Here is a 24,436-nt window from a genome sequence, read left to right as displayed (position 1 = left end):
ATTATGTCTCAACAACAACATACCCCTATAAGACCCCAGGAAGAAGAAATTAACTTAAGGGAAGAACTCGATAAATACCTAAAGTACTGGCCCTGGTTTGTTTTCGGAGTAATCTTATGTGTACTTATTGGTTTTGTATACTTAAAATATACCACTGCGCAATACAGTACAACCGCCAGTATAATTATTAAAGATGAAGAAAGCAAAGGTCCTTCTTCAGAAATGGCCGCTTTTGCCGATCTCGGACTTTTAAGCGGAATGGGTGCCAGCAGTATCGAAAATGAAATTGGTATTTTAAAGTCTAAAACTTTAATGACCCAAACCATTAAGGCATTGGATTTAAATATTACCTATTACGATGAAGCAGGCGTAAAATCCCGGGAGCTTTATAATAATTCTCCTTTTAACATAAAGGTTTTGCAATTGGATGAAGAAAAATTAAGTAGGAATATAAAAGAAGAACTGGGAAATCGTTTTTTGATTACTCCCCAATCTAAAAATGATTTTACTTTAAAAAATACCGAAACCGATAAGACTTTTGAGGGAAAATTTGGGAACCCGGTAAATATAGGTTTTGCAGATATCACGCTCGAGAAAACCGTCATTGAGCTTGGAGATGAAGATGAAGATGAAGACCTGGAAGTTAGTGTACAATTTAGTCCGGTAGAAGCTGTAGTAAGAAAATACCGGGAAGGAGTACAGGTCAACCTTACCGATAAAAACTCCAGTCTTTTAGTGTTAAGCCTGGTAGACCCGGTGACTGAAAAAGCACAGGATATATTAGACCAGTTGATCTTAGAATACAACCGGCAGGCGATTGAAGATAAAAATCTGGTAGCTACCAATACCGCTTCTTTTATTGATGAACGTTTGAGTATTATTAACCAGGAATTGGATTCGGTTGAAGTTGGCAAAGAAGAATTTAAAGAATCTAATCAGCTTACTAATATCGAAGCTGAATCAGAATTATTTATAGAAAATGCCAGCGATTATAAGAAGCGCCAACAGGAAGTAGGTACCCAGTTGGAATTGGCCAACGCCATGTTAGATCATTTAAAAGGAAATAGACCATCAGATCTTTTACCGGCAAACCTTGGAATTCAAGAAGAGGGAGTTAATGATATGATCAAAGAGTACAATACCCTGGTTTTAGAAAGAAACAGGATTTTAAGTGCGTCTACCGAAGAAAACCCGGTGGTTGTAAGATTGAATTCCCAAATAGACCAGATGCGGGGCAATGTTTTGCAAAGCCTTGAAAGAATGCGTAGTAATCTTCTTATTGCACAGGAAGACCTGGACAGGCAGGCGGCGGTAATAGGCTCGCAAATTTCTGCAGTGCCGGCAAAAGAAAGACAGTATAGAGGAATCGAGAGACAGCAAAATATTAAAGAAGCGCTGTATTTATTTTTGCTTGAAAAGAGGGAAGAGAATTCCTTATCCCTGGCGGTTACCGCTCCTAAGGCAAAGATTGTAGATAGTGCTTATAGTGATTCCGCTCCGGTTTCACCAAAGTCGAAAATCATTTTACTGGCTGCTTTAATTTTGGGTTTACTTATACCTTTTCTAATTATCTATGTTAAGAATTTATTGAATAATAAAGTCACCGATAGAACTGATATAGAAAACGCGACAAAAGAAATTCCTATTGTTGGGGAAATCCCAAGGATTGCAAGGAAAGAAAATGATCTGATTTCTGTAAATGATAGATCTGTACTTGCGGAAGCTTTTAGGATTATGGTAACCAACCTTCAATACTTATTAGTTGGGGCAGGAGATAAGGAGAAAGGAATTAAATTATTTGTAACCTCTACGGTTAAAGGTGAAGGAAAAACCTTTATTGCATTTAACCTCGCGATCACTTTAGCTAATATGGGTAAAAAGGTAGTAATCATTGGTGCCGATCTAAGAAATCCGCAGCTTCAGCGATACGAGACCAAGGCCCGTTCATATTCTGGGGTTAGTGATTATCTTTATAATGCAGATACCGAAATTAAAGATATCATTACCACAGCAAAAGCCCATGAAAAATTAGATATTATCGCTTCAGGGCATATCCCTCCCAATCCTTCAGAACTACTTAGAAGTGAAAGAATGGCAAAGCTATTAAGTGAATTGGAAGGTCTTTACGATTATATTATTGTAGATACTGCGCCATCAATGCTTGTAGCCGATACCTTTTTAATCAATAAATACGCCGATTTAACGCTTTACGTAGCTCGCGCTGGTTATACAGAAAAGAAACTACTCGGATTTGCCGTAGACGCTAAAAACGAAGGAAAATTACACGATGTAAGTTTTGTACTGAATGATGTAGAGCTTGCTAATTTTGGTTATGGTAATAAATATGGATATGCCTACGGTGAAGAAAAGAAATCGTTCTTTAAAAGGCTTAAGGAGAAAGCGGCGGCTTTGTAAAACGGTATTTTCTGTTCTGAGTTGACGGTTTGGTGGTTTTCGGGTTGTTAGGCTGCGCCCGACGGTAAGAAAGGATAGTCGAAGCCCCGTTGTGCACTCTGCGATTGCGGGATTCGTTAGTACAGGGTTTCTGATGGGTCCGCTTGAGGCCGAACCAGATCCTCCTGACTACGTCATCCCATGTCGAACAAAATCCTTTATCCACGTCATTTTGTTCCGAACCGCGCCCCTCAATTACGTCATCCTGAACTTGTTTCAGGATCTATTATGTTTGGAATATTAACAACTTAGATTCTGAAATGAATTCAGAATGATGTTTTAATTTTTTCAGACGGTCTCAAATTTAAACTAACAAAATTTTCAGCGTCTTTGATTTCTTAATGCTGGGTTTTACAAATTAAAAACCTACTCAATATTTATTTAAAATGATCAAAAAACTAGCCTTAATAGGCTTTTTTAGTATCCTATCCTTTAGCAGTTATGCGCAATGGGATTTTGACGGTTCTGTAAACCTGAACGCCTATCTTCACAATGGCGAATTACAACGACTCCCTTTTTGGATGGTTCATAATCAGCGAGGCCGGGTTTCGGAAGAAACACATCTTTCCGGATGGATTACAGGAAGAACGTTTAATGAATTCCGTAATGGAAATTCTTTAGAAATTGGCGCGGGTATTTTATATCAGGATGGAATACAAGACGAAATTTTTCTGGATGAAATTTATGCAGCTTATAATACAGACTGGCTGGAAGCGGTAGTGGGGCGCAAGCAGGAAAAAGAACTTTATAAAGGCTTAAGTGCGACCAACGAAAATATGTTATGGTCCCTAAACGCCAGGCCAATGCCGGGGATATCATTATCTACAAACCGTACAATTTTCTTTACACCGGAATCAGCCTATGGTTTTGAAGCCAGCTGGAGTGAGTATTTAATGGGCAACGATCGTTTTGTAAAAGGGACGAGATTGCATCATAAAAGCATCAATTTTGTATACCAACCTAATCCCGATTTTCAGCTTAAAGTAGGAGTGAGGCATTTTGCGCAGTGGGCAGGGGATTCCCCCGAATCAGGACCACAACCCGATGGATTTTCAGATTATATAAAAGTAATCTCTGGAAGAGAAGGGGGAGAAAATGCAGTAAAAAGCGATCAGGTTAATGTGTTGGGTAATCATTTAGGTACTTACGAACTGGAAATTAAGAAAAGAATTAATCCTGAACTTGAATTAAGTTTTATCTATAATCATATGTTTGAGGATGGCTCGGGTAGCCGTTTTGCAAATTTTCCCGATGGCAGATATGGGTTTTTCCTGGATTTTGAAGATGACCAACGACTTGTTAATGGGCTATTATATGAATTTTTCTATACCAGAAACCAAAGTATCAATGCCGGCTCTCCACACGGGGCTGATAATTATCTAAATAATTTTCTAACTTATCATTCCGGCTTTACCTATGAACGCAGAATTATAGGGCTACCTTTTTTTACTTACGATGAAGACTTAGACCAGGTTGTAAACAGTAAATTTAGTGCCCACCATTTAGGAATTTCCGGGAATATTTCTAATTATTTTGTTAGTTATCCCTGGAAATTATTGCTCAGTTTTTCTCATAACGAAGGTAGGTATGGTAGGTTCTATACCCCAAACCGGGATATCTTGTCAGGATTGTTTGATATTAGAGTATTGCAATCTTTTGTCCAATTGAATCTGCAATTTGGGGTTGAAGTTAGCAATATAGCCGAACCTCTTTACGGCGCCGGAATTAATTTAAAAAAGGAATTTTAGCAGTCTGAAATGCTTAAAAAACCATCCCTTAATTTCAGGATTCAATCTTAATTATTAAATTAGTACAAAACGATTCAAACTTAAAGGTCACAGATCGTCAACATAAAATGGGGAGTCTTTATCTGTAAAAGCCCTGATATCGCGGTATAAATCCTGCCGGGGCTATTTTATCAAATAACACCAAAACCACGTGAATTTTATTATTTACGTGGTTTTTTGGTATTTGGCCAAATCATATTATGTATGGTTTAATGAGCTTTAGAAAATCTTAAATTATATATACCTGATTAAAATCATATTCAGCTGTAGAACAATGATATACCTTGCTTGATAATATTTTTTAATTACGTTTATGAATGTCCTTGTGCTTACAGACCTTTCAAAAGTTGCCAAAAACGCTGGAGAATATGCCGTAAGGTTTTTAAATGAAATTCCGGTAAATTTCTACCTGTTAAATGTTGGCGTGTTTAATAAAGTCTCGGGAAAAATTGACGAGAAGAAAAAAACACAGATAGCTATAAATCAAATTAACGAGCGTATTGATGAACTTAAGTTGATTTCTAATAATAGTCAACATTTGTTTACAGCAAATTATTCTGAAGAAAACCTGATAAACGCTACCCGCAGATTTGTTGAAGAAAAAAAGATTGATTTAATAATCATGGGAGCACCAAATAAAAGATTAAACCACACAGCAATTATTGGGAATTTTACTAACGAAATAATTAAAAAGATAAAATGTAATCTTTTAGCAATTCCCGAGAATAAAAAATTTACTAAGCCCGATAAACTAATTATTCCGGTTGAAAGTTCGGCTGCATTCGATGTAAGTTTATTGAGTTTTCTAAATCATTCGCATTTACTACTTAAACCAGCTGGAACCCTTCTTATATTGGGGAATAAAACAGATTGTAAGCGTGATGACCAATATCCCTCTTTTCTAAAAGAAAAATTTACAATAGAGTATTCACCCGAAACCAAACTACCAGGTAAAGAATTAATGAAAAGAGTAAATGATGAATTTGACCTGATTATATTAATGGCCAAAAACCTGAGAGTGTGTAATCATTTTTTAAATGCGAGAAAAGACATGGATTTTCGGCTTAGTAATCGGTTACCAATTTTAATTCTTCATAAATAGCTCTACCTCTTATTCCTCCTACTTATCCTTTTGTACTTTTATAAAAAGTAAGTATGATTTCCCTCATAAAGGAAGAGTATCGATTTTTTCACTTTTGTATTTATAATTGATTAAGGTTGATTATTCATTTTTTTAAAGCTTGAGAATATTAAAAAGCATATTTTATGTTTACAATGTATTATGCAATAATAAATTAAACCTATTATGAAACAACCAATTAAGCGACATGAAGCTCTAAAACCTCTTAGCAGGGAACATCATCATGGTTTATTGTTATGCTGGAAAATAAGACAGGGAGTAAGAAAAGAAGTTGAGGTCGCGAGAATAAAAGCCTATACCGAATGGTTTAAAATTCATTATCTCGATCCACATTTTAAAGCTGAAGAGCAATATATTTTTCCGGTATTAGGATAATAAACTTGTAAAACGAGCCCTTAAAGAGCATCGCAGATTAAAACGATTGTTTTCCCAGGATACTGAAGTTGAAATTGCTTTAAACAATATTGAAGAGGAGTTGGATAGCCATATTAGATTTGAAGAACGCATTCTTTTTAATGAAATTCAGGAAGCTGCTTCAGTAGAACAACTAGCTGAAATTGAAAAGCACCATAATGGAATTCAGTTCTCTGATGATGACTGGCAGGATCATTTCTGGGAAAATTAAGTCAGTTTCTTAATTCAGAATCAGTATTTCAGCTTCAAAATTAAAACAGAAATTGGTTTCCACGGGAGCCGGGCAATAAAATTGATAATAATGAGTACAGTTGCTAACTATTCTAATAAAAAAATTTAGCTTTGTTCTAAGATGAATATGTCTTATATTTGTGTAAAACTATATAGATATGATACCTTCAGATTTCAGGGATTTTTTCGTTAATAGTCCAGCGACTGTTCAACAAGAGATAGTGGCTTCGTTGCTATCATTGTCTTTGCAAGAAAGTGAAGTAAAGGACAGCAACGAGGCAAAAGCAGTTACCTGTCCTCATTGCTCAGAAAAGCGTGTTCGTGCCAATGGCAAGCTCAAAGGCGTTCAACGCTATGTTTGCAATGGCTGTAAGAAGAATTTCAGTGAGACCACAGGTAAGTTTTGGTATAATATAAAAAAGAAAGAGAAGTTAAATCGGTATTTATACTGTTTGTTGTCGGGCTACAGTATCAGGAAAAGTGCAGAAGAGACGGAGATATCAATTCAAACGTCCTTTGATTGGAGACATAAATTGCTCACGTCATTTTCCAGTGTTTCGGTAGAAGAGTTTCAGGGCATAGTCGAAAGCGATGACCTGTTCTTTGCCTACTCAGAAAAAGGAGGACGTCATTTAGGTAGAAAACCGAAAATGCGAGGAGAAAAAGCAAGCAAAGCAGGCATAAGTGATGAAAAAGTAGCTGTAGTGGCAACTTGTGATAGATCTGGAAACAAAGACTTTAAAGTGGCCACAAGAGGTCGTATCAGTAAAGAGGATCTGAATAGAATACTTAAAGGGAAACTTGATAAAGCTGACGTACTCTGCAGCGACAGCCATAGAAGTTATGGTGCTTTTGCAAAAGCCAACACAATTGCCCATAAAAAGTTCAACACCTCAAAGGGACAGCGAACCGTAGATAAGGTGTACCATGTCCAGAATGTAAACAATATGGATATGAGATTGAGAAAGTTCATGGATTCTTTCAATGGGGTAGCTACAAAATACTTACAGAATTACTTGAATTGGTTCTTGGTACTTGAAAAAATCAAGAACTCAACCAGTAAAATGGCAACAGTTACAGCCATTGCCTTTGCTTCAAATAGCGCATGGTACGAGTACAAACAACAACTATTCAATATGCTAATTAGAACTTAGCCTAATTTTTCAAAAAAAACAGTTTTATAATAAACCTTAATTCGAGAAGTGGGTTTATTACGTCAACCTGAACTTGTTTCAGGTTCTATCATGTTAGATCTCCGAATAAATTTAGGAGCGGGCTCTGAAATAAATTCAGGATGACGATAAAATTAAGCGGGAGCCAAAAACACTAAACAACAAAACCAAACACGGATACCGTCTAAAGACTAGTAGTTTTCGATGTACCCTGATTACATCGAAACACTCGATCTAACAGATAAAGAGTGAAAAAATCTGCCAAACGACTAAAGTCTACCGACAATCTTAAGTAAAAATTAACATAAATTAATATATTCGCACAAATTTTTAATTAAATGAATACAGCATAGTGCTGGGCCCAAAAATTAAACGTCATCCTGAACTTGTTTCAGGATCTAATACGATAAGACTAGGATCTTAGAATCGCGAAGCAAATTCGGGATTGACGTTAAAAAGTATTTAATTCTAATATTAAGATTAATAAAAATAAATGAAATTACCCCATTTCTTTCGATTACCTGCCTTAGGGCTTTTTTGCATTTTTTTGGTTTCTTCCTGTGTTTCCCGCCAGGAAATTGTCTATTTCCAGGGTTTGGAAGAAGCAGAGGCTAAAATGGAAGAACAATCTAATAGGAGTTTACAAATTAAACCAAATGACCTGCTTACCATTAGTGTTGCTGCCGAACAGCAAGATGCGGCTATCCCATTTAACCTTCCAGTTATTGGCGTTCCAGCCGGTGGAGAACAAATTGGATTATCGGTAAATGGCAGGCAGCAACTCCAAACTTACCTGGTAGGAAAAGATGGTAATATAGATTTTCCTTTTTTGGGTAAAACTAAAGCCGAAGGTTATAGCCAGGAAGAATTTGCAGCTAATTTAAAGGAGCAAATTAAAAGATACGTTCAGGATCCCATTGTAAATGTGAGGGTGGTAAACTTCCAGGTAAGTGTATTGGGAGAGGTAACCCGCCCGGGAACTTTTGATGTAGAGGACGATTATTTTACTTTACCCCAGGCCCTGGGAATGGCCGGGGATATGACGATTTACGGTAAACGGGATAATGTACTGGTAATGCGGGAAGAAAATGGCAGAACTACTCATGCCTACCTCGACCTCGGTGATGCCGATGTTATTAATTCGCCGTACTATCATTTACAACAAAATGATGTTATTTACGTAGAGCCCAATGGTCCCCAAAGACAAAGTGCAAATTATAACCGGAATGCCGGGGTTTATATTTCTATCGCCTCCGTTTTAGTTTCAGTTGCCGTACTTTTAACCAGATAACCTATTATGTCTCAACAACAACATACCCCTATAAGACCCCAGGAAGAAGAAATTAACTTAAGGGAAGAACTCGATAAATACCTAAAGTACTGGCCCTGGTTTGTTTTCGGAGTAATCTTATGTGTACTTATTGGTTTTGTATACTTAAAATATACCACTGCGCAATACAGTACAACCGCCAGTATAATTATTAAAGATGAAGAAAGCAAAGGTCCTTCTTCAGAAATGGCCGCTTTTGCCGATCTCGGACTTTTAAGCGGAATGGGTGCCAGCAGTATCGAAAATGAAATTGGTATTTTAAAGTCTAAAACTTTAATGACCCAAACCATTAAGGCATTGGATTTAAATATTACCTATTACGATGAAGCAGGCGTAAAATCCCGGGAGCTTTATAATAATTCTCCTTTTAACATAAAGGTTTTGCAATTGGATGAAGAAAAATTAAGTAGGAATATAAAAGAAGAACTGGGAAATCGTTTTTTGATTACTCCCCAATCTAAAAATGATTTTACTTTAAAAAATACCGAAACCGATAAGACTTTTGAGGGAAAATTTGGGAACCCGGTAAATATAGGTTTTGCAGATATCACGCTCGAGAAAACCGTCATTGAGCTTGGAGATGAAGATGAAGATGAAGACCTGGAAGTTAGTGTACAATTTAGTCCGGTAGAAGCTGTAGTAAGAAAATACCGGGAAGGAGTACAGGTCAACCTTACCGATAAAAACTCCAGTCTTTTAGTGTTAAGCCTGGTAGACCCGGTGACTGAAAAAGCACAGGATATATTAGACCAGTTGATCTTAGAATACAACCGGCAGGCGATTGAAGATAAAAATCTGGTAGCTACCAATACCGCTTCTTTTATTGATGAACGTTTGAGTATTATTAACCAGGAATTGGATTCGGTTGAAGTTGGCAAAGAAGAATTTAAAGAATCTAATCAGCTTACTAATATCGAAGCTGAATCAGAATTATTTATAGAAAATGCCAGCGATTATAAGAAGCGCCAACAGGAAGTAGGTACCCAGTTGGAATTGGCCAACGCCATGTTAGATCATTTAAAAGGAAATAGACCATCAGATCTTTTACCGGCAAACCTTGGAATTCAAGAAGAGGGAGTTAATGATATGATCAAAGAGTACAATACCCTGGTTTTAGAAAGAAACAGGATTTTAAGTGCGTCTACCGAAGAAAACCCGGTGGTTGTAAGATTGAATTCCCAAATAGACCAGATGCGGGGCAATGTTTTGCAAAGCCTTGAAAGAATGCGTAGTAATCTTCTTATTGCACAGGAAGACCTGGACAGGCAGGCGGCGGTAATAGGCTCGCAAATTTCTGCAGTGCCGGCAAAAGAAAGACAGTATAGAGGAATCGAGAGACAGCAAAATATTAAAGAAGCGCTGTATTTATTTTTGCTTGAAAAGAGGGAAGAGAATTCCTTATCCCTGGCGGTTACCGCTCCTAAGGCAAAGATTGTAGATAGTGCTTATAGTGATTCCGCTCCGGTTTCACCAAAGTCGAAAATCATTTTACTGGCTGCTTTAATTTTGGGTTTACTTATACCTTTTCTAATTATCTATGTTAAGAATTTATTGAATAATAAAGTCACCGATAGAACTGATATAGAAAACGCGACAAAAGAAATTCCTATTGTTGGGGAAATCCCAAGGATTGCAAGGAAAGAAAATGATCTGATTTCTGTAAATGATAGATCTGTACTTGCGGAAGCTTTTAGGATTATGGTAACCAACCTTCAATACTTATTAGTTGGGGCAGGAGATAAGGAGAAAGGAATTAAATTATTTGTAACCTCTACGGTTAAAGGTGAAGGAAAAACCTTTATTGCATTTAACCTCGCGATCACTTTAGCTAATATGGGTAAAAAGGTAGTAATCATTGGTGCCGATCTAAGAAATCCGCAGCTTCAGCGATACGAGACCAAGGCCCGTTCATATTCTGGGGTTAGTGATTATCTTTATAATGCAGATACCGAAATTAAAGATATCATTACCACAGCAAAAGCCCATGAAAAATTAGATATTATCGCTTCAGGGCATATCCCTCCCAATCCTTCAGAACTACTTAGAAGTGAAAGAATGGCAAAGCTATTAAGTGAATTGGAAGGTCTTTACGATTATATTATTGTAGATACTGCGCCATCAATGCTTGTAGCCGATACCTTTTTAATCAATAAATACGCCGATTTAACGCTTTACGTAGCTCGCGCTGGTTATACAGAAAAGAAACTACTCGGATTTGCCGTAGACGCTAAAAACGAAGGAAAATTACACGATGTAAGTTTTGTACTGAATGATGTAGAGCTTGCTAATTTTGGTTATGGTAATAAATATGGATATGCCTACGGTGAAGAAAAGAAATCGTTCTTTAAAAGGCTTAAGGAGAAAGCGGCGGCTTTGTAAAACGGTATTTTCTGTTCTGAGTTGACGGTTTGGTGGTTTTCGGGTTGTTAGGCTGCGCCCGACGGTAAGAAAGGATAGTCGAAGCCCCGTTGTGCACTCTGCGATTGCGGGATTCGTTAGTACAGGGTTTCTGATGGGTCCGCTTGAGGCCGAACCAGATCCTCCTGACTACGTCATCCCATGTCGAACAAAATCCTTTATCCACGTCATTTTGTTCCGAACCGCGCCCCTCAATTACGTCATCCTGAACTTGTTTCAGGATCTATTATGTTTGGAATATTAACAACTTAGATTCTGAAATGAATTCAGAATGATGTTTTAATTTTTTCAGACGGTCTCAAATTTAAACTAACAAAATTTTCAGCGTCTTTGATTTCTTAATGCTGGGTTTTACAAATTAAAAACCTACTCAATATTTATTTAAAATGATCAAAAAACTAGCCTTAATAGGCTTTTTTAGTATCCTATCCTTTAGCAGTTATGCGCAATGGGATTTTGACGGTTCTGTAAACCTGAACGCCTATCTTCACAATGGCGAATTACAACGACTCCCTTTTTGGATGGTTCATAATCAGCGAGGCCGGGTTTCGGAAGAAACACATCTTTCCGGATGGATTACAGGAAGAACGTTTAATGAATTCCGTAATGGAAATTCTTTAGAAATTGGCGCGGGTATTTTATATCAGGATGGAATACAAGACGAAATTTTTCTGGATGAAATTTATGCAGCTTATAATACAGACTGGCTGGAAGCGGTAGTGGGGCGCAAGCAGGAAAAAGAACTTTATAAAGGCTTAAGTGCGACCAACGAAAATATGTTATGGTCCCTAAACGCCAGGCCAATGCCGGGGATATCATTATCTACAAACCGTACAATTTTCTTTACACCGGAATCAGCCTATGGTTTTGAAGCCAGCTGGAGTGAGTATTTAATGGGCAACGATCGTTTTGTAAAAGGGACGAGATTGCATCATAAAAGCATCAATTTTGTATACCAACCTAATCCCGATTTTCAGCTTAAAGTAGGAGTGAGGCATTTTGCGCAGTGGGCAGGGGATTCCCCCGAATCAGGACCACAACCCGATGGATTTTCAGATTATATAAAAGTAATCTCTGGAAGAGAAGGGGGAGAAAATGCAGTAAAAAGCGATCAGGTTAATGTGTTGGGTAATCATTTAGGTACTTACGAACTGGAAATTAAGAAAAGAATTAATCCTGAACTTGAATTAAGTTTTATCTATAATCATATGTTTGAGGATGGCTCGGGTAGCCGTTTTGCAAATTTTCCCGATGGCAGATATGGGTTTTTCCTGGATTTTGAAGATGACCAACGACTTGTTAATGGGCTATTATATGAATTTTTCTATACCAGAAACCAAAGTATCAATGCCGGCTCTCCACACGGGGCTGATAATTATCTAAATAATTTTCTAACTTATCATTCCGGCTTTACCTATGAACGCAGAATTATAGGGCTACCTTTTTTTACTTACGATGAAGACTTAGACCAGGTTGTAAACAGTAAATTTAGTGCCCACCATTTAGGAATTTCCGGGAATATTTCTAATTATTTTGTTAGTTATCCCTGGAAATTATTGCTCAGTTTTTCTCATAACGAAGGTAGGTATGGTAGGTTCTATACCCCAAACCGGGATATCTTGTCAGGATTGTTTGATATTAGAGTATTGCAATCTTTTGTCCAATTGAATCTGCAATTTGGGGTTGAAGTTAGCAATATAGCCGAACCTCTTTACGGCGCCGGAATTAATTTAAAAAAGGAATTTTAGCAGTCTGAAATGCTTAAAAAACCATCCCTTAATTTCAGGATTCAATCTTAATTATTAAATTAGTACAAAACGATTCAAACTTAAAGGTCACAGATCGTCAACATAAAATGGGGAGTCTTTATCTGTAAAAGCCCTGATATCGCGGTATAAATCCTGCCGGGGCTATTTTATCAAATAACACCAAAACCACGTGAATTTTATTATTTACGTGGTTTTTTGGTATTTGGCCAAATCATATTATGTATGGTTTAATGAGCTTTAGAAAATCTTAAATTATATATACCTGATTAAAATCATATTCAGCTGTAGAACAATGATATACCTTGCTTGATAATATTTTTTAATTACGTTTATGAATGTCCTTGTGCTTACAGACCTTTCAAAAGTTGCCAAAAACGCTGGAGAATATGCCGTAAGGTTTTTAAATGAAATTCCGGTAAATTTCTACCTGTTAAATGTTGGCGTGTTTAATAAAGTCTCGGGAAAAATTGACGAGAAGAAAAAAACACAGATAGCTATAAATCAAATTAACGAGCGTATTGATGAACTTAAGTTGATTTCTAATAATAGTCAACATTTGTTTACAGCAAATTATTCTGAAGAAAACCTGATAAACGCTACCCGCAGATTTGTTGAAGAAAAAAAGATTGATTTAATAATCATGGGAGCACCAAATAAAAGATTAAACCACACAGCAATTATTGGGAATTTTACTAACGAAATAATTAAAAAGATAAAATGTAATCTTTTAGCAATTCCCGAGAATAAAAAATTTACTAAGCCCGATAAACTAATTATTCCGGTTGAAAGTTCGGCTGCATTCGATGTAAGTTTATTGAGTTTTCTAAATCATTCGCATTTACTACTTAAACCAGCTGGAACCCTTCTTATATTGGGGAATAAAACAGATTGTAAGCGTGATGACCAATATCCCTCTTTTCTAAAAGAAAAATTTACAATAGAGTATTCACCCGAAACCAAACTACCAGGTAAAGAATTAATGAAAAGAGTAAATGATGAATTTGACCTGATTATATTAATGGCCAAAAACCTGAGAGTGTGTAATCATTTTTTAAATGCGAGAAAAGACATGGATTTTCGGCTTAGTAATCGGTTACCAATTTTAATTCTTCATAAATAGCTCTACCTCTTATTCCTCCTACTTATCCTTTTGTACTTTTATAAAAAGTAAGTATGATTTCCCTCATAAAGGAAGAGTATCGATTTTTTCACTTTTGTATTTATAATTGATTAAGGTTGATTATTCATTTTTTTAAAGCTTGAGAATATTAAAAAGCATATTTTATGTTTACAATGTATTATGCAATAATAAATTAAACCTATTATGAAACAACCAATTAAGCGACATGAAGCTCTAAAACCTCTTAGCAGGGAACATCATCATGGTTTATTGTTATGCTGGAAAATAAGACAGGGAGTAAGAAAAGAAGTTGAGGTCGCGAGAATAAAAGCCTATACCGAATGGTTTAAAATTCATTATCTCGATCCACATTTTAAAGCTGAAGAGCAATATATTTTTCCGGTATTAGGATAATAAACTTGTAAAACGAGCCCTTAAAGAGCATCGCAGATTAAAACGATTGTTTTCCCAGGATACTGAAGTTGAAATTGCTTTAAACAATATTGAAGAGGAGTTGGATAGCCATATTAGATTTGAAGAACGCATTCTTTTTAATGAAATTCAGGAAGCTGCTTCAGTAGAACAACTAGCTGAAATTGAAAAGCACCATAATGGAATTCAGTTCTCTGATGATGACTGGCAGGATCATTTCTGGGAAAATTAAGTCAGTTTCTTAATTCAGAATCAGTATTTCAGCTTCAAAATTAAAACAGAAATTGGTTTCCACGGGAGCCGGGCAATAAAATTGATAATAATGAGTACAGTTGCTAACTATTCTAATAAAAAAATTTAGCTTTGTTCTAAGATGAATATGTCTTATATTTGTGTAAAACTATATAGATATGATACCTTCAGATTTCAGGGATTTTTTCGTTAATAGTCCAGCGACTGTTCAACAAGAGATAGTGGCTTCGTTGCTATCATTGTCTTTGCAAGAAAGTGAAGTAAAGGACAGCAACGAGGCAAAAGCAGTTACCTGTCCTCATTGCTCAGAAAAGCGTGTTCGTGCCAATGGCAAGCTCAAAGGCGTTCAACGCTATGTTTGCAATGGCTGTAAGAAGAATTTCAGTGAGACCACAGGTAAGTTTTGGTATAATATAAAAAAGAAAGAGAAGTTAAATCGGTATTTATACTGTTTGTTGTCGGGCTACAGTATCAGGAAAAGTGCAGAAGAGACGGAGATATCAATTCAAACGTCCTTTGATTGGAGACATAAATTGCTCACGTCATTTTCCAGTGTTTCGGTAGAAGAGTTTCAGGGCATAGTCGAAAGCGATGACCTGTTCTTTGCCTACTCAGAAAAAGGAGGACGTCATTTAGGTAGAAAACCGAAAATGCGAGGAGAAAAAGCAAGCAAAGCAGGCATAAGTGATGAAAAAGTAGCTGTAGTGGCAACTTGTGATAGATCTGGAAACAAAGACTTTAAAGTGGCCACAAGAGGTCGTATCAGTAAAGAGGATCTGAATAGAATACTTAAAGGGAAACTTGATAAAGCTGACGTACTCTGCAGCGACAGCCATAGAAGTTATGGTGCTTTTGCAAAAGCCAACACAATTGCCCATAAAAAGTTCAACACCTCAAAGGGACAGCGAACCGTAGATAAGGTGTACCATGTCCAGAATGTAAACAATATGGATATGAGATTGAGAAAGTTCATGGATTCTTTCAATGGGGTAGCTACAAAATACTTACAGAATTACTTGAATTGGTTCTTGGTACTTGAAAAAATCAAGAACTCAACCAGTAAAATGGCAACAGTTACAGCCATTGCCTTTGCTTCAAATAGCGCATGGTACGAGTACAAACAACAACTATTCAATATGCTAATTAGAACTTAGCCAAAAATTTCTGAATTAAATCCGGTATTAGAGGAACATCATCATGCATTGCAGGTATGTTCCAGGATTCGGGAAGGTTTAGAGAACGATGTTGAACTGGAGCGAATAAGAGCTTATATTAACTGGTTTCAAACAAATTACCTGGAGCCACATTTTGAAATTGAAGAAAAATATATTTTTCCAAAGTTGGGCTATAACGTAAGGGTGAAAAGAGCCCTCGCAAATCACAGGCGCATTAGAAAATTATTAAGTTGTGGTTGTGAAGATGAAAAAGTACTGAATTTACTGGAAGAGGAACTGGCTGCCCATATACGCTTTGAAGAACGCATTCTTTTCAAAGAGATTAGGAATAGAAAAGAGCTGGCAGAAATTGAAAAGCAACATCACAGTATATCTTTTTCAGATGAACCATGGAAAGATCCGTTTTGGGCCTGAAATTTTTCTTTTAAATAAAGTATAGTCCGTGGCTACCCGCAACTGCACCTATAATGGTGATTATGCTTAAAATTAAAAGAAACCAGTGCGCCCGGTGAATGTATTTGTAGGTCTTTTCGGGATTATTTATAGCGTATTTTTTAAAGAGCTTATGAAAAACATAGGGCTCCAGGATAAAAAGAATTAGCGTAAAGATTATCCAAACGAGTACCATAGCGTGCAACCACCAGAATTGGATGTATAAAAACTTTTCCCATCCATCAATATAATAGATCATGTAAAATCCGCTCAGTCCGGTTAAAAACGTACTTATTTTTGCCTGAACAGCAAACCTACCTTCAATCTTTTCAAAAGTATCCATCCGTTCTTTTTCTGAAACCATCTTTTTTACCGCAGGTAAAATTACCGTGGTAACCATTGCCACACCGCCAATCCAGAATACTACTGCAATTACGTGTATAATCCTGGCAATTGTATATGTATCCATAAGCTTTTCATTTTTTAGGTATTAGCACTATTTTTCCCTTTCATTATTCAGCCGAGCCTCGAACTAAAAATATTATTCTATAATGCTTCTTGATTTTGCCTCGAGGTAATTTCCTGCTTCCTAATAGCTCTTTTTCATAATTTTCGGCTAAACTATAATAGTTTTATAGTTATTCCTTTTATAAATACCTGTTTTTTATAAGCTATTTAAAATTTTTATCTTGGTAGAGGATAAATAATTAAGTATGCTATTTTTTTATCCTAAAAAACTAAAGAAGCTTGAAGTTGAAGATTTAAGGTTTAGAGAAAGTTTCCAAATTGATGACGATAATCATTTTTTAGAGGATGCTAAATTTTGAAGTTTGCATCCAATAAATTAAAAAATATAGAATATTTTATTTTCAGATTGTATAATTGGTAAATTCTAAAAGCTCCATTAAATATGAGTAAACCTTCTTCTACTTCCCACAGAATGCTCTTTTTAAATACGCTGGCATTCACCATTTGTTTTGCGGTTTGGATGTTCAACGGGGTTACAGTAACCTTTCTGGTAGATAATGGAGCCTATGACTGGAGTTCCGTTCAAATTGGATGGCTTTTAGGAATACCGGTACTTACTGGTGCACTCTTTAGGTTGCCGTTAGGAATAATGACCGATAAATATGGTGGAAAATGGGTTTTTGGCGGCTTATTAGTCGTAAGTGCAATTCCTATGTTTTTACTACAATATGTAGATTCTTTTCTTGGATTTGCTTTATGCAGTTTTGGTTATGGTCTAACTGGAGCCGGTTTCGCGGTGGGTATCGCATATACTTCTGTATGGTATGAAAAGGACTGGCAGGGCCGTGCGCTGGGTATTTTTGGAGCTGGAAATGCCGGAGCTGCTTTAACCACATTATTTGCGCCAACAATTCTTCAAAATTTAACTAATAACGGGACAGATATAGAGAATTGGAGAATTCTTCCCGTAATCTATGCCGCCATCCTGGTTATTATGGCAATTATTTTTGTGGTCTTTGCAAAAAATAAAAAACCCGATACACAGCGTACTATAAAGAAACTTATGCAGCCACTTAAAAGTATAAGAGTTTGGCGATTTGGCCTTTATTACTTCCTGGTTTTTGGTTGTTTTGTGGCTTTCTCCCAATGGCTGGTTCCTTATTATGTAAATGTATATTATCTCCCATTGGTGACAGCCGGTATTCTGGCGGCAGCTTTTAGTTTTCCTTCCGGGATAATTAGGGCTCTTGGCGGTTGGATGTCAGATAAATGGGGTGCTCGTAAAGTGATGTACTGGGTTTTAGGAACTTCTCTTGCAATTAGCCTTTTATTAATTTTTCCAAAAATGGAGATATACTCCCCCGGAAACGGAATAATGGCCAAACAGGCTGGAGAAGTTACAGAAGTTTCTGAAACAAAAATTACCGTTGCCGGAATTGAGTACGATTTAATTCCTAAAAATGAGACAGATTTTGAAGAAGCCGAAGGGGCTTTTGTATTTCCTAAAAAAGAAACCTGGCAGGAGCCTGTGGTACAGGAGGGACAACAGGTAAAAAAGAGAGAGTTACTCGCCAGCGGGGAAACAAAGATCTTTTTCCAGGCGAATGTTTGGGTATTTACTTTCCTGGTTATTATCCTTGGTAGTATTTGGGGAGTAGGTAAAGCAGCAGTTTATAAACATATCCCTGAATATTTTCCAGATGAAGTAGGTGTAGTAGGAGGAATGGTAGGAGTACTTGGTGGTTTGGGTGGTTTTGTGTGCCCAATTATCTTCGGATATTTATTAGACGGAACGGGGCTGTGGACCAGTGCCTGGATGTTTACCCTGGTACTCACTGTAATTTGTCTTTGGTGGATGCATAGAACTATACAGAAGATGATGCATAAAAAACAACCAAAATTGATGCGCCAAATTGAATCTAAGAACGAGAAAAATATTGACTAAACCCTGAATGTTATGAAAACTAACCTGGAAGAATGGAATGTTGAAGATCCCGAGTTTTGGGAGAAAAAAGGCAAGAAAATAGCATACAGAAACCTGTGGCTCTCTATTCCTGCATTATTGCTCTCCTTCGCGGTTTGGATGATGTGGAGTATTATTACTACCAAAATGAAAGAATTTAATTTCCATTTTGGATTGATCACTCCAGATATGTCTGAAGAAATGGTCAAAGAACAACTGGCAGTTATCAATAATTTATATTACACATTACCGGCAATTGCAGGTCTCGCTGGGGCAACGCTTAGAATTCCTAATTCTTTTCTTATTGCCCTGGGAGGAGGTCGTAACGTGGTGTTTACTACAACTACCTTTTTGTTGATACCTGCTTTTGGAGTGGGATATGCGCTTTCAGATCAAAGTACACCATATCTTACTTTTGCCATACTTGCCCTTTTATCGGGTTTTGGAGGAGGGAATTTCGCATCTTCTATGAGTAATATTAGTTATTTCTTTCCGAAAAGAATTCAGGGTACTTCTCTTGGCCTGAACGCGGGAATAGGAAATCTCGGGGTTGGAATTATGCAAAAAATGATTCCCTTTGTTATAGGAATCTTTCTTTTTTCTGCAGCTGGAAGTGGAGGTGAAGTAATAGAAAACCAACCTCTTGCCGGTCTTCAAAATGCCGGGTGGATATGGATTCCTATTGTGATTGCAGCAGTAGCTGCCTTTTTTGGGATGAACAATGTAATTACAGGAACTCCTAAACTCCCCACTACTTTTCAAGGAATATTAAAAACTCTTTTTATGGTCGGTATTGGGCTTGTGGCTGCTGCGATAGGTTCATATTTACTGGTAGGACTTGAAATTAACATGTGGATTGTATTGCCTGTAGTGGTAATTCTTGCGCTGCTTCTTATGAAATATCTTAGTCCTGGGGATATTAAGCAGAGCCTTGGTAAACAATTTTCTATTCTTAACGATAAGCATAACTGGATCATGACTATTATATATACCATGACCTTTGGTTCTTTTATAGGATTTTCTGCTGCTTTTCCTAAACTGTGTCAGGATATCTTTGTTTATACCGACCCTGCCAACCCGCAGTATGTAAATCCTAATGCTCCAGATTTCCTTACCTGGGTTTTTATAGGGCCCATGTTGGGAGCACTTGTAAGACCTATTGGAGGTTGGTTATCAGATAAAATTAATAGCGGTTCCAGGGTAACTTCCTATAGTACACTGGTTACGGTTATTGCAACATTAGCCGTAGCATATTTTGTAATTCAGGCCAGGGATAGTGCTACCCCAGAAGCCTACTGGTGGCCTTTCTTCGCCTCTTTTATGGTGCTATTTGTAACTACAGGAATTGGAAACGGCTCTACTTTTAGAAGTATTCCTTATATTTTTAGCAAAGAAAAAGCAGGTCCGGTACTGGGTTGGACTTCTGCCATTGCAGCTTATGGGGCATTTATAATTCCACAGGTATTTGGAGAACAAATTCAAATGGGAACTCCCGAATTTGCTCTTTACGGGTTTGGAGTTTATTATGTTATTTGTCTGGTCCTTAACTGGTGGTATTATGACAGGGCTGGATCTGGAATTGAGTGTTAATTTTCTTTATGCAAAATTGTGAATACTGAAATTATAAATTAGAGATGGAATAGATAGTTTAGTTCCAGTCATATTCTTATATGGGTTGAATCTAAATAAGAAGTTAAAACGAAAATCTGATATATATCATATTTTGCTCTGGCAGTATTCCTCAATTTCGTCTTCCGAAAATCAAGAAGTTTATTAAAAATGTGTGGTTTGTTTTTATTAATTAAAAATCAGAACTGTAATACCATGATAATTTAGACTAAGTTTAAATTATTTGGAATTAACTAAATATGCTTGAGGAAAGCATTGTAAAATATATATATTTATAACACCCTCGATTCTAACAATTGTTAAAGCCTATATAATTATGTACAGACTTTTTAAAACCTTAAACCGGCTGGCCTTAATAAAGGCAACTATTGCAGCGGTGCTTACTGTTGTTTTGGTGCTTATTGGATCAAGAAACCTGCAAAATTTTGATCCTGCATTAATTGCATATTTAATAGGTACTGTTTTCGCGATTTTTGGAATAGCTTATAGATATTCTGTTTGGATTCAGAGGCCACCAACTAAACTTTACTGGCGTAGAAGTATGCAATTTTTATTTAGCAAATACTTTTTTCCATACTTATGGCGTTCAACAAAATTATTTTTTAGAAATATCCTATTTCAAAGATTTATCGCCTATAGAAGCAGAACCCGATGGATTGGTCACTTTATGTTGGCAACAGGTTGTTTGTTAGCTTTTGCTATCACTGTTCCTTTAACTTTTGGTTGGATCCATTTCGTGCTTAAACCCGGGGATGACACTACCTATTATGCGTTGTTATTCGGATTTGAAGCTGGTTCGTTTAGCCTGGGTTCACCACTTGCATTTATTGCATTTCACGGCCTGGTTTGGTGTTCGGTTTTGGTTACCATTGGTGCAATTATGATGATGAAAAGAAGATTTACCGATGGCGGATTAATCGCTACCCAAAGTTTTGAAAACGACTGGCTGCCCCTTATTCTTTTAATTGCTATCTCTGTCACAGGACTTGGGATTTCTTACGATTATACTTTTCTTGAAGGGAAAACCTATCAATTTATGGCGGTGACCCACGCAATTACCGTGGTGCTCTTCCTAGTATGGTTGCCTTTTGGGAAATTCTTTCATATTTACCAGCGTTTGGCCCAGTTGGGTGCAAATCTTTATAAAACCGAAGGTAAACGTAGAGGTATGGCAACCTGCTCTCATACCGGAAAGGAGTTTGCTACCCAAACTCATATAGACGACCTTAAAAATGTATCTAAAGAGCTTGGTTTTAATTATGACAAGCAAGGCGGAAAAAATCATATGGATTTAAGTCCGGAAGGAAAACGTTCAGCCTTAGCTATGGCGCATTTAAAAGCAAGAAAAGAGGGCGGAAAATTATTCGGTTAGAACAGAAAAAAGAAAAAGAAAATGGCAAAACTTCCCGTTTCAGTAGATAAGATTATAGAAAAATACGGCCCGCATAAAGCCTATGCTCCCCAAGAAGGATTTCAAGGGAATAAAGAGCCAGACAAGTTAGTGAAGACCCACTGCTGTTACTGTGGTATGCAATGTGGAATAAAATTAAAAGTAAAAGATAATAAAGTTGCCGGTTTTGAGCCCTGGGAGGAATTTCCTTTTAATGAAGGACGTTTATGCCCAAAAGGGGTGATGCGTTATATGCAAAACAATCATCCCGACCGGATACTGGATCCTTTAGAGCGAGTTGAGGGAAAAGGCTTCAAGCCTGTAGACTGGGAGCACGCAATGGGCAGAACGGTAAACGAAATAAAACGAATCCAGGAGAAATACGGTAAAGATGCTTTTGCTATGCTCTCTGGGGTGTCACTTACCAATGAGAAAAGCTATATGATAGGTAAGTTTGCCAGAGTAGCTTTAAAAACAGCCAACCTTGATTATAACGGGCGTCTTTGCATGGTAAGCGCCGGAGGTGGAAATAAGAAGGCATTTGGACTAGACAGAACTTCAAATAGCTGGGCAGATCTAAAACACGCCGAAGTAATCCTTATTGCCGGAGCAAACGTAAGTGAAACTTTTCCAACCTTAACGCATTATATATGGCAGGCAAGGGATAATGGGGCTAAACTAATTGTGGTAGATCCACGAATGATTCCGCTTGCAAGAACTGCCGATTTGCATTTACCGGTAAGGCCTGGAGGTGATTCTGCACTTTTTGGTGCAATTTTAAAAATTATGGTTGATAATGATTGGTTAGACCACGACTTTATAGATAACCATACCAGCGGCTTCCAGGATACGATTGATGCAGTAAAGGATTATGATCTTGATTGGGCTGAAGAACATACGGGAATTTCAAAAGAGCTTATTTATCAGGCTGCTGAAATGTGGGGAAAAGCAAATACCAGCTTTTTACTTCATGCTCGTGGTATTGAGCATCATACTAAGGGAGTAGACAATGTGTTAAGCTGTATTAATATTGTATTAGCATCGGGAAGAATAGGAAGGCCATATTGCGGTTATGGAACTATTACAGGCCAGGGCAACGGTCAGGGAGGCCGGGAACACGGCCATAAATGCGACCAATTACCCGGTAACCGTGATATTACCAATCCCGAACATCGCAAATATATTTCAGAAGTTTGGGGTATAGATGAAAAAGATATGCCTGGAAAAGGTATAACCGCTTATGAACAAATAGAAGCTATTCACCGCGGGGAAATTAAAGGAATGATTTCTATTTGCTTTAATCCGCTGGTGTCTTTACCAAATAATAATTTTGTTCGGGAAGCTTTGGAAAAACTGGAATTTTATGTAAATATTGATACTTTTCTTAGTGAGACTGCACGCCATGCCGATATTGTATTACCGGGATCCTTGCACGAAGAAGAAGAAGGCACCGTAACCACGGCTGAAGGAAGGGTGGTTAAGATTAATGAAGCTGTTACTCCTCCAAAAAATGCAAGAAGGGACGGCGACATTATTATGGAATTAGCGGCACGGCTTGGAGAAAAAGATAAATTCAATTTTCCTACCAGTGAAGATATTTTTAACGAATTAAGAGTAGCTTCAAAAGGAGGAACTGCCGATTATTACGGAATAACCTACAAAAAAATAGTAGATAATATGGGGGTGTTTTGGCCTTGCAAAACTTTAGATCACCCGGGAACCCCAAGGTTATGGGAAGATAAAAAGTTTGCAACTCCAGATCAAAAAGCACATTTTAACCCGGTAAGCTACAGGCCTGCTTCTGAAATGCCGAATAAAGAGTTTCCGGTGGTTCTAACTACCGGGCGCGTAGTGTCTCAATATTTGAGTGGAAGTCAAACCCGGAGAATTGGGAAATTAGTCGATAAATATCCTGAGCCTTTATTGGAAATACATCCAAAGCTTGCTTTCCAGTATGGTATAGAAAATCACGATCTGATTAAAGTGAAAACCAGAAGAGGCGAAGCTCAATTTCCTGCTCACGTGGTAGAGACTATTAGGGAAGACACCGTTTTTATACCTTATCATTGGGGCGGAAAACATGGCGCAAATCAATTAACTATAGACAATTTAGATCCAGTTTCTAAAATCCCGGAATATAAAGTCTGTGCGTGCCAGTTGGAGAAAACCGGTAAAAAAGGATCTCAACATCTTACAGAAACTGCATACCAAAGTTCATCTTAAACTATAAATAACAGAGATAGAGTAAAGAAAAAACAAAATTTAATCAAGAAAATAAACAATTATGCCGGAAACAAATTATGATCAGGAAATGGCCTTTTTCGTAGATATGCAACGCTGTATTGGTTGTGGTGCTTGCGAAATGGCCTGCGCTGAATGTGAAACGAATGGTCAGGAAAGTATGATTCATGTGAATTATGTAGATAGGAAAAAAAGTCCTCAAACTACTGTACAGGTTTGTATGCATTGTGAAGATCCTACCTGTGCTAATGTTTGTCCGGCAGATGCTATACATCAGGATGAATTTGGAGTGGTGCACTCTGCGAACAGTTCCAGGTGTATTGGTTGCTCAAACTGCGTTCTTGCCTGCCCATTTGGTGTTCCAAAGAAAATGGAAGAAGCCGAACTAATGATGAAATGCAATATGTGCTACGACAGGACGAGTGCGGGGAAAAAACCAATGTGCGCTACCGTATGCCCAAGTCAGGCACTATTCTTCGGTACCAGAGAAGAAATAGAGAGAATGAGACCAGACAGTGAGCCGGTAAATTCTTTTCTTTTTGGACAGCAGGAAGTAAATACTAAAGTAAATATTATGATGCCTAAAGGCACACATCAGTTAATTATCCCATAACTTAA

General features: G+C 37.2%; 20 protein-coding genes. 19 read left to right on the top strand and 1 reads right to left on the bottom strand.

The genetic code is table 11. From position 1 onward, the window contains the following. Positions 1 to 3 precede the first annotated feature (3 nt). From B5488_RS08505 to B5488_RS08450, 14 genes are all read left to right on the top strand, one after another. Positions 4 to 2,415 (top strand): GumC family protein, encoded by a 2,412-nt coding sequence (locus tag B5488_RS08505; RefSeq protein ID WP_079734879.1) that lies wholly within the window; start codon positions 4 to 6, stop codon positions 2,413 to 2,415. Positions 2,416 to 2,840: 425 nt separating this feature from the next. Next, positions 2,841 to 4,202 carry a capsule assembly Wzi family protein gene (locus B5488_RS08500; protein ID WP_079734878.1) on the top strand — a complete coding sequence of 454 codons (1,362 nt, stop codon included), beginning with the start codon at positions 2,841 to 2,843 and terminating at the stop codon, positions 4,200 to 4,202. 352 nt (positions 4,203 to 4,554) lie between these two features. Continuing rightward, complete coding sequence (locus B5488_RS08495; RefSeq protein ID WP_079734877.1) at positions 4,555 to 5,343, top strand: universal stress protein; 789 nt, start codon at positions 4,555 to 4,557, stop codon at positions 5,341 to 5,343. A gap of 204 nt (positions 5,344 to 5,547) precedes the next feature. Beyond that, on the top strand, positions 5,548 to 5,757 hold the full coding sequence (locus B5488_RS18335; RefSeq protein ID WP_317041978.1) for a hypothetical protein: 210 nt from the start codon (positions 5,548 to 5,550) through the stop codon (positions 5,755 to 5,757). A 46-nt stretch (positions 5,758 to 5,803) separates the two neighbouring features. Further along, positions 5,804 to 6,007: a hypothetical protein gene (locus tag B5488_RS18330; RefSeq protein WP_317041977.1), complete on the top strand. Its 204-nt coding sequence runs from the start codon at positions 5,804 to 5,806 to the stop codon at positions 6,005 to 6,007. 178 nt (positions 6,008 to 6,185) lie between these two features. Next, complete coding sequence (locus tag B5488_RS08485; protein ID WP_079733415.1) at positions 6,186 to 7,181, top strand: IS1595 family transposase; 996 nt, start codon at positions 6,186 to 6,188, stop codon at positions 7,179 to 7,181. A gap of 511 nt (positions 7,182 to 7,692) precedes the next feature. Continuing rightward, complete coding sequence (locus B5488_RS08480; protein WP_079734880.1) at positions 7,693 to 8,490, top strand: polysaccharide biosynthesis/export family protein; 798 nt, start codon at positions 7,693 to 7,695, stop codon at positions 8,488 to 8,490. Positions 8,491 to 8,496: 6 nt separating this feature from the next. After that, positions 8,497 to 10,908: a GumC family protein gene (locus B5488_RS08475; RefSeq protein ID WP_079734879.1), complete on the top strand. Its 2,412-nt coding sequence runs from the start codon at positions 8,497 to 8,499 to the stop codon at positions 10,906 to 10,908. Between the two features lie 425 nt (positions 10,909 to 11,333). Continuing rightward, on the top strand, positions 11,334 to 12,695 hold the full coding sequence (locus B5488_RS08470) for a capsule assembly Wzi family protein (protein WP_079734878.1): 1,362 nt from the start codon (positions 11,334 to 11,336) through the stop codon (positions 12,693 to 12,695). Positions 12,696 to 13,047: 352 nt separating this feature from the next. Further along, positions 13,048 to 13,836: a universal stress protein gene (locus tag B5488_RS08465; RefSeq protein ID WP_079734877.1), complete on the top strand. Its 789-nt coding sequence runs from the start codon at positions 13,048 to 13,050 to the stop codon at positions 13,834 to 13,836. A 204-nt stretch (positions 13,837 to 14,040) separates the two neighbouring features. Next, on the top strand, positions 14,041 to 14,250 hold the full coding sequence (locus tag B5488_RS18325; RefSeq protein ID WP_317041978.1) for a hypothetical protein: 210 nt from the start codon (positions 14,041 to 14,043) through the stop codon (positions 14,248 to 14,250). A gap of 46 nt (positions 14,251 to 14,296) precedes the next feature. Then, a complete protein-coding gene (locus B5488_RS18320; RefSeq protein WP_317041977.1) occupies positions 14,297 to 14,500 on the top strand; it encodes a hypothetical protein in 204 nt (67 codons plus the stop codon). Positions 14,501 to 14,678: 178 nt separating this feature from the next. Next, positions 14,679 to 15,674 (top strand): IS1595 family transposase, encoded by a 996-nt coding sequence (locus B5488_RS08455; RefSeq protein ID WP_079733415.1) that lies wholly within the window; start codon positions 14,679 to 14,681, stop codon positions 15,672 to 15,674. Positions 15,675 to 15,680: 6 nt separating this feature from the next. Beyond that, a complete protein-coding gene (locus B5488_RS08450; protein ID WP_079734876.1) occupies positions 15,681 to 16,109 on the top strand; it encodes a hemerythrin domain-containing protein in 429 nt (142 codons plus the stop codon). A gap of 10 nt (positions 16,110 to 16,119) precedes the next feature. Here the strand turns inward: B5488_RS08450 and B5488_RS08445 are convergent, their stop codons facing one another. Continuing rightward, complete coding sequence (locus B5488_RS08445; protein ID WP_079734875.1) at positions 16,120 to 16,596, bottom strand: hypothetical protein; 477 nt, start codon at positions 16,594 to 16,596, stop codon at positions 16,120 to 16,122. A gap of 441 nt (positions 16,597 to 17,037) precedes the next feature. On the opposite strand from B5488_RS08445, the gene B5488_RS08440 reads away from it, so the two are divergent. From B5488_RS08440 to B5488_RS08420, 5 genes are all read left to right on the top strand, one after another. Beyond that, complete coding sequence (locus B5488_RS08440) at positions 17,038 to 18,540, top strand: MFS transporter (RefSeq protein WP_079734874.1); 1,503 nt, start codon at positions 17,038 to 17,040, stop codon at positions 18,538 to 18,540. A 12-nt stretch (positions 18,541 to 18,552) separates the two neighbouring features. Continuing rightward, positions 18,553 to 20,148, top strand: a complete 1,596-nt coding sequence (locus B5488_RS08435) for an MFS transporter (protein WP_079734873.1) — start codon at positions 18,553 to 18,555, stop codon at positions 20,146 to 20,148. Between the two features lie 355 nt (positions 20,149 to 20,503). Next, complete coding sequence (locus tag B5488_RS08430; RefSeq protein ID WP_079734872.1) at positions 20,504 to 21,559, top strand: MFS transporter; 1,056 nt, start codon at positions 20,504 to 20,506, stop codon at positions 21,557 to 21,559. A 21-nt stretch (positions 21,560 to 21,580) separates the two neighbouring features. Continuing rightward, entirely contained in the window at positions 21,581 to 23,800 is a 2,220-nt protein-coding gene (locus B5488_RS08425) for a molybdopterin oxidoreductase family protein (protein WP_079734871.1), read from the top strand. Between the two features lie 61 nt (positions 23,801 to 23,861). Then, a complete protein-coding gene (locus tag B5488_RS08420; protein WP_079734870.1) occupies positions 23,862 to 24,431 on the top strand; it encodes a 4Fe-4S dicluster domain-containing protein in 570 nt (189 codons plus the stop codon). Positions 24,432 to 24,436 lie beyond the last annotated feature (5 nt).

Origin of the sequence: Salegentibacter salegens, from assembly GCF_900142975.1 — a bacterium.
GTDB lineage: Bacteria > Bacteroidota > Bacteroidia > Flavobacteriales > Flavobacteriaceae > Salegentibacter > Salegentibacter salegens.
The sequence above is the reverse complement of the archived record's forward strand: the minus strand, read 5'-3'. Positions and strand labels throughout refer to the sequence as shown.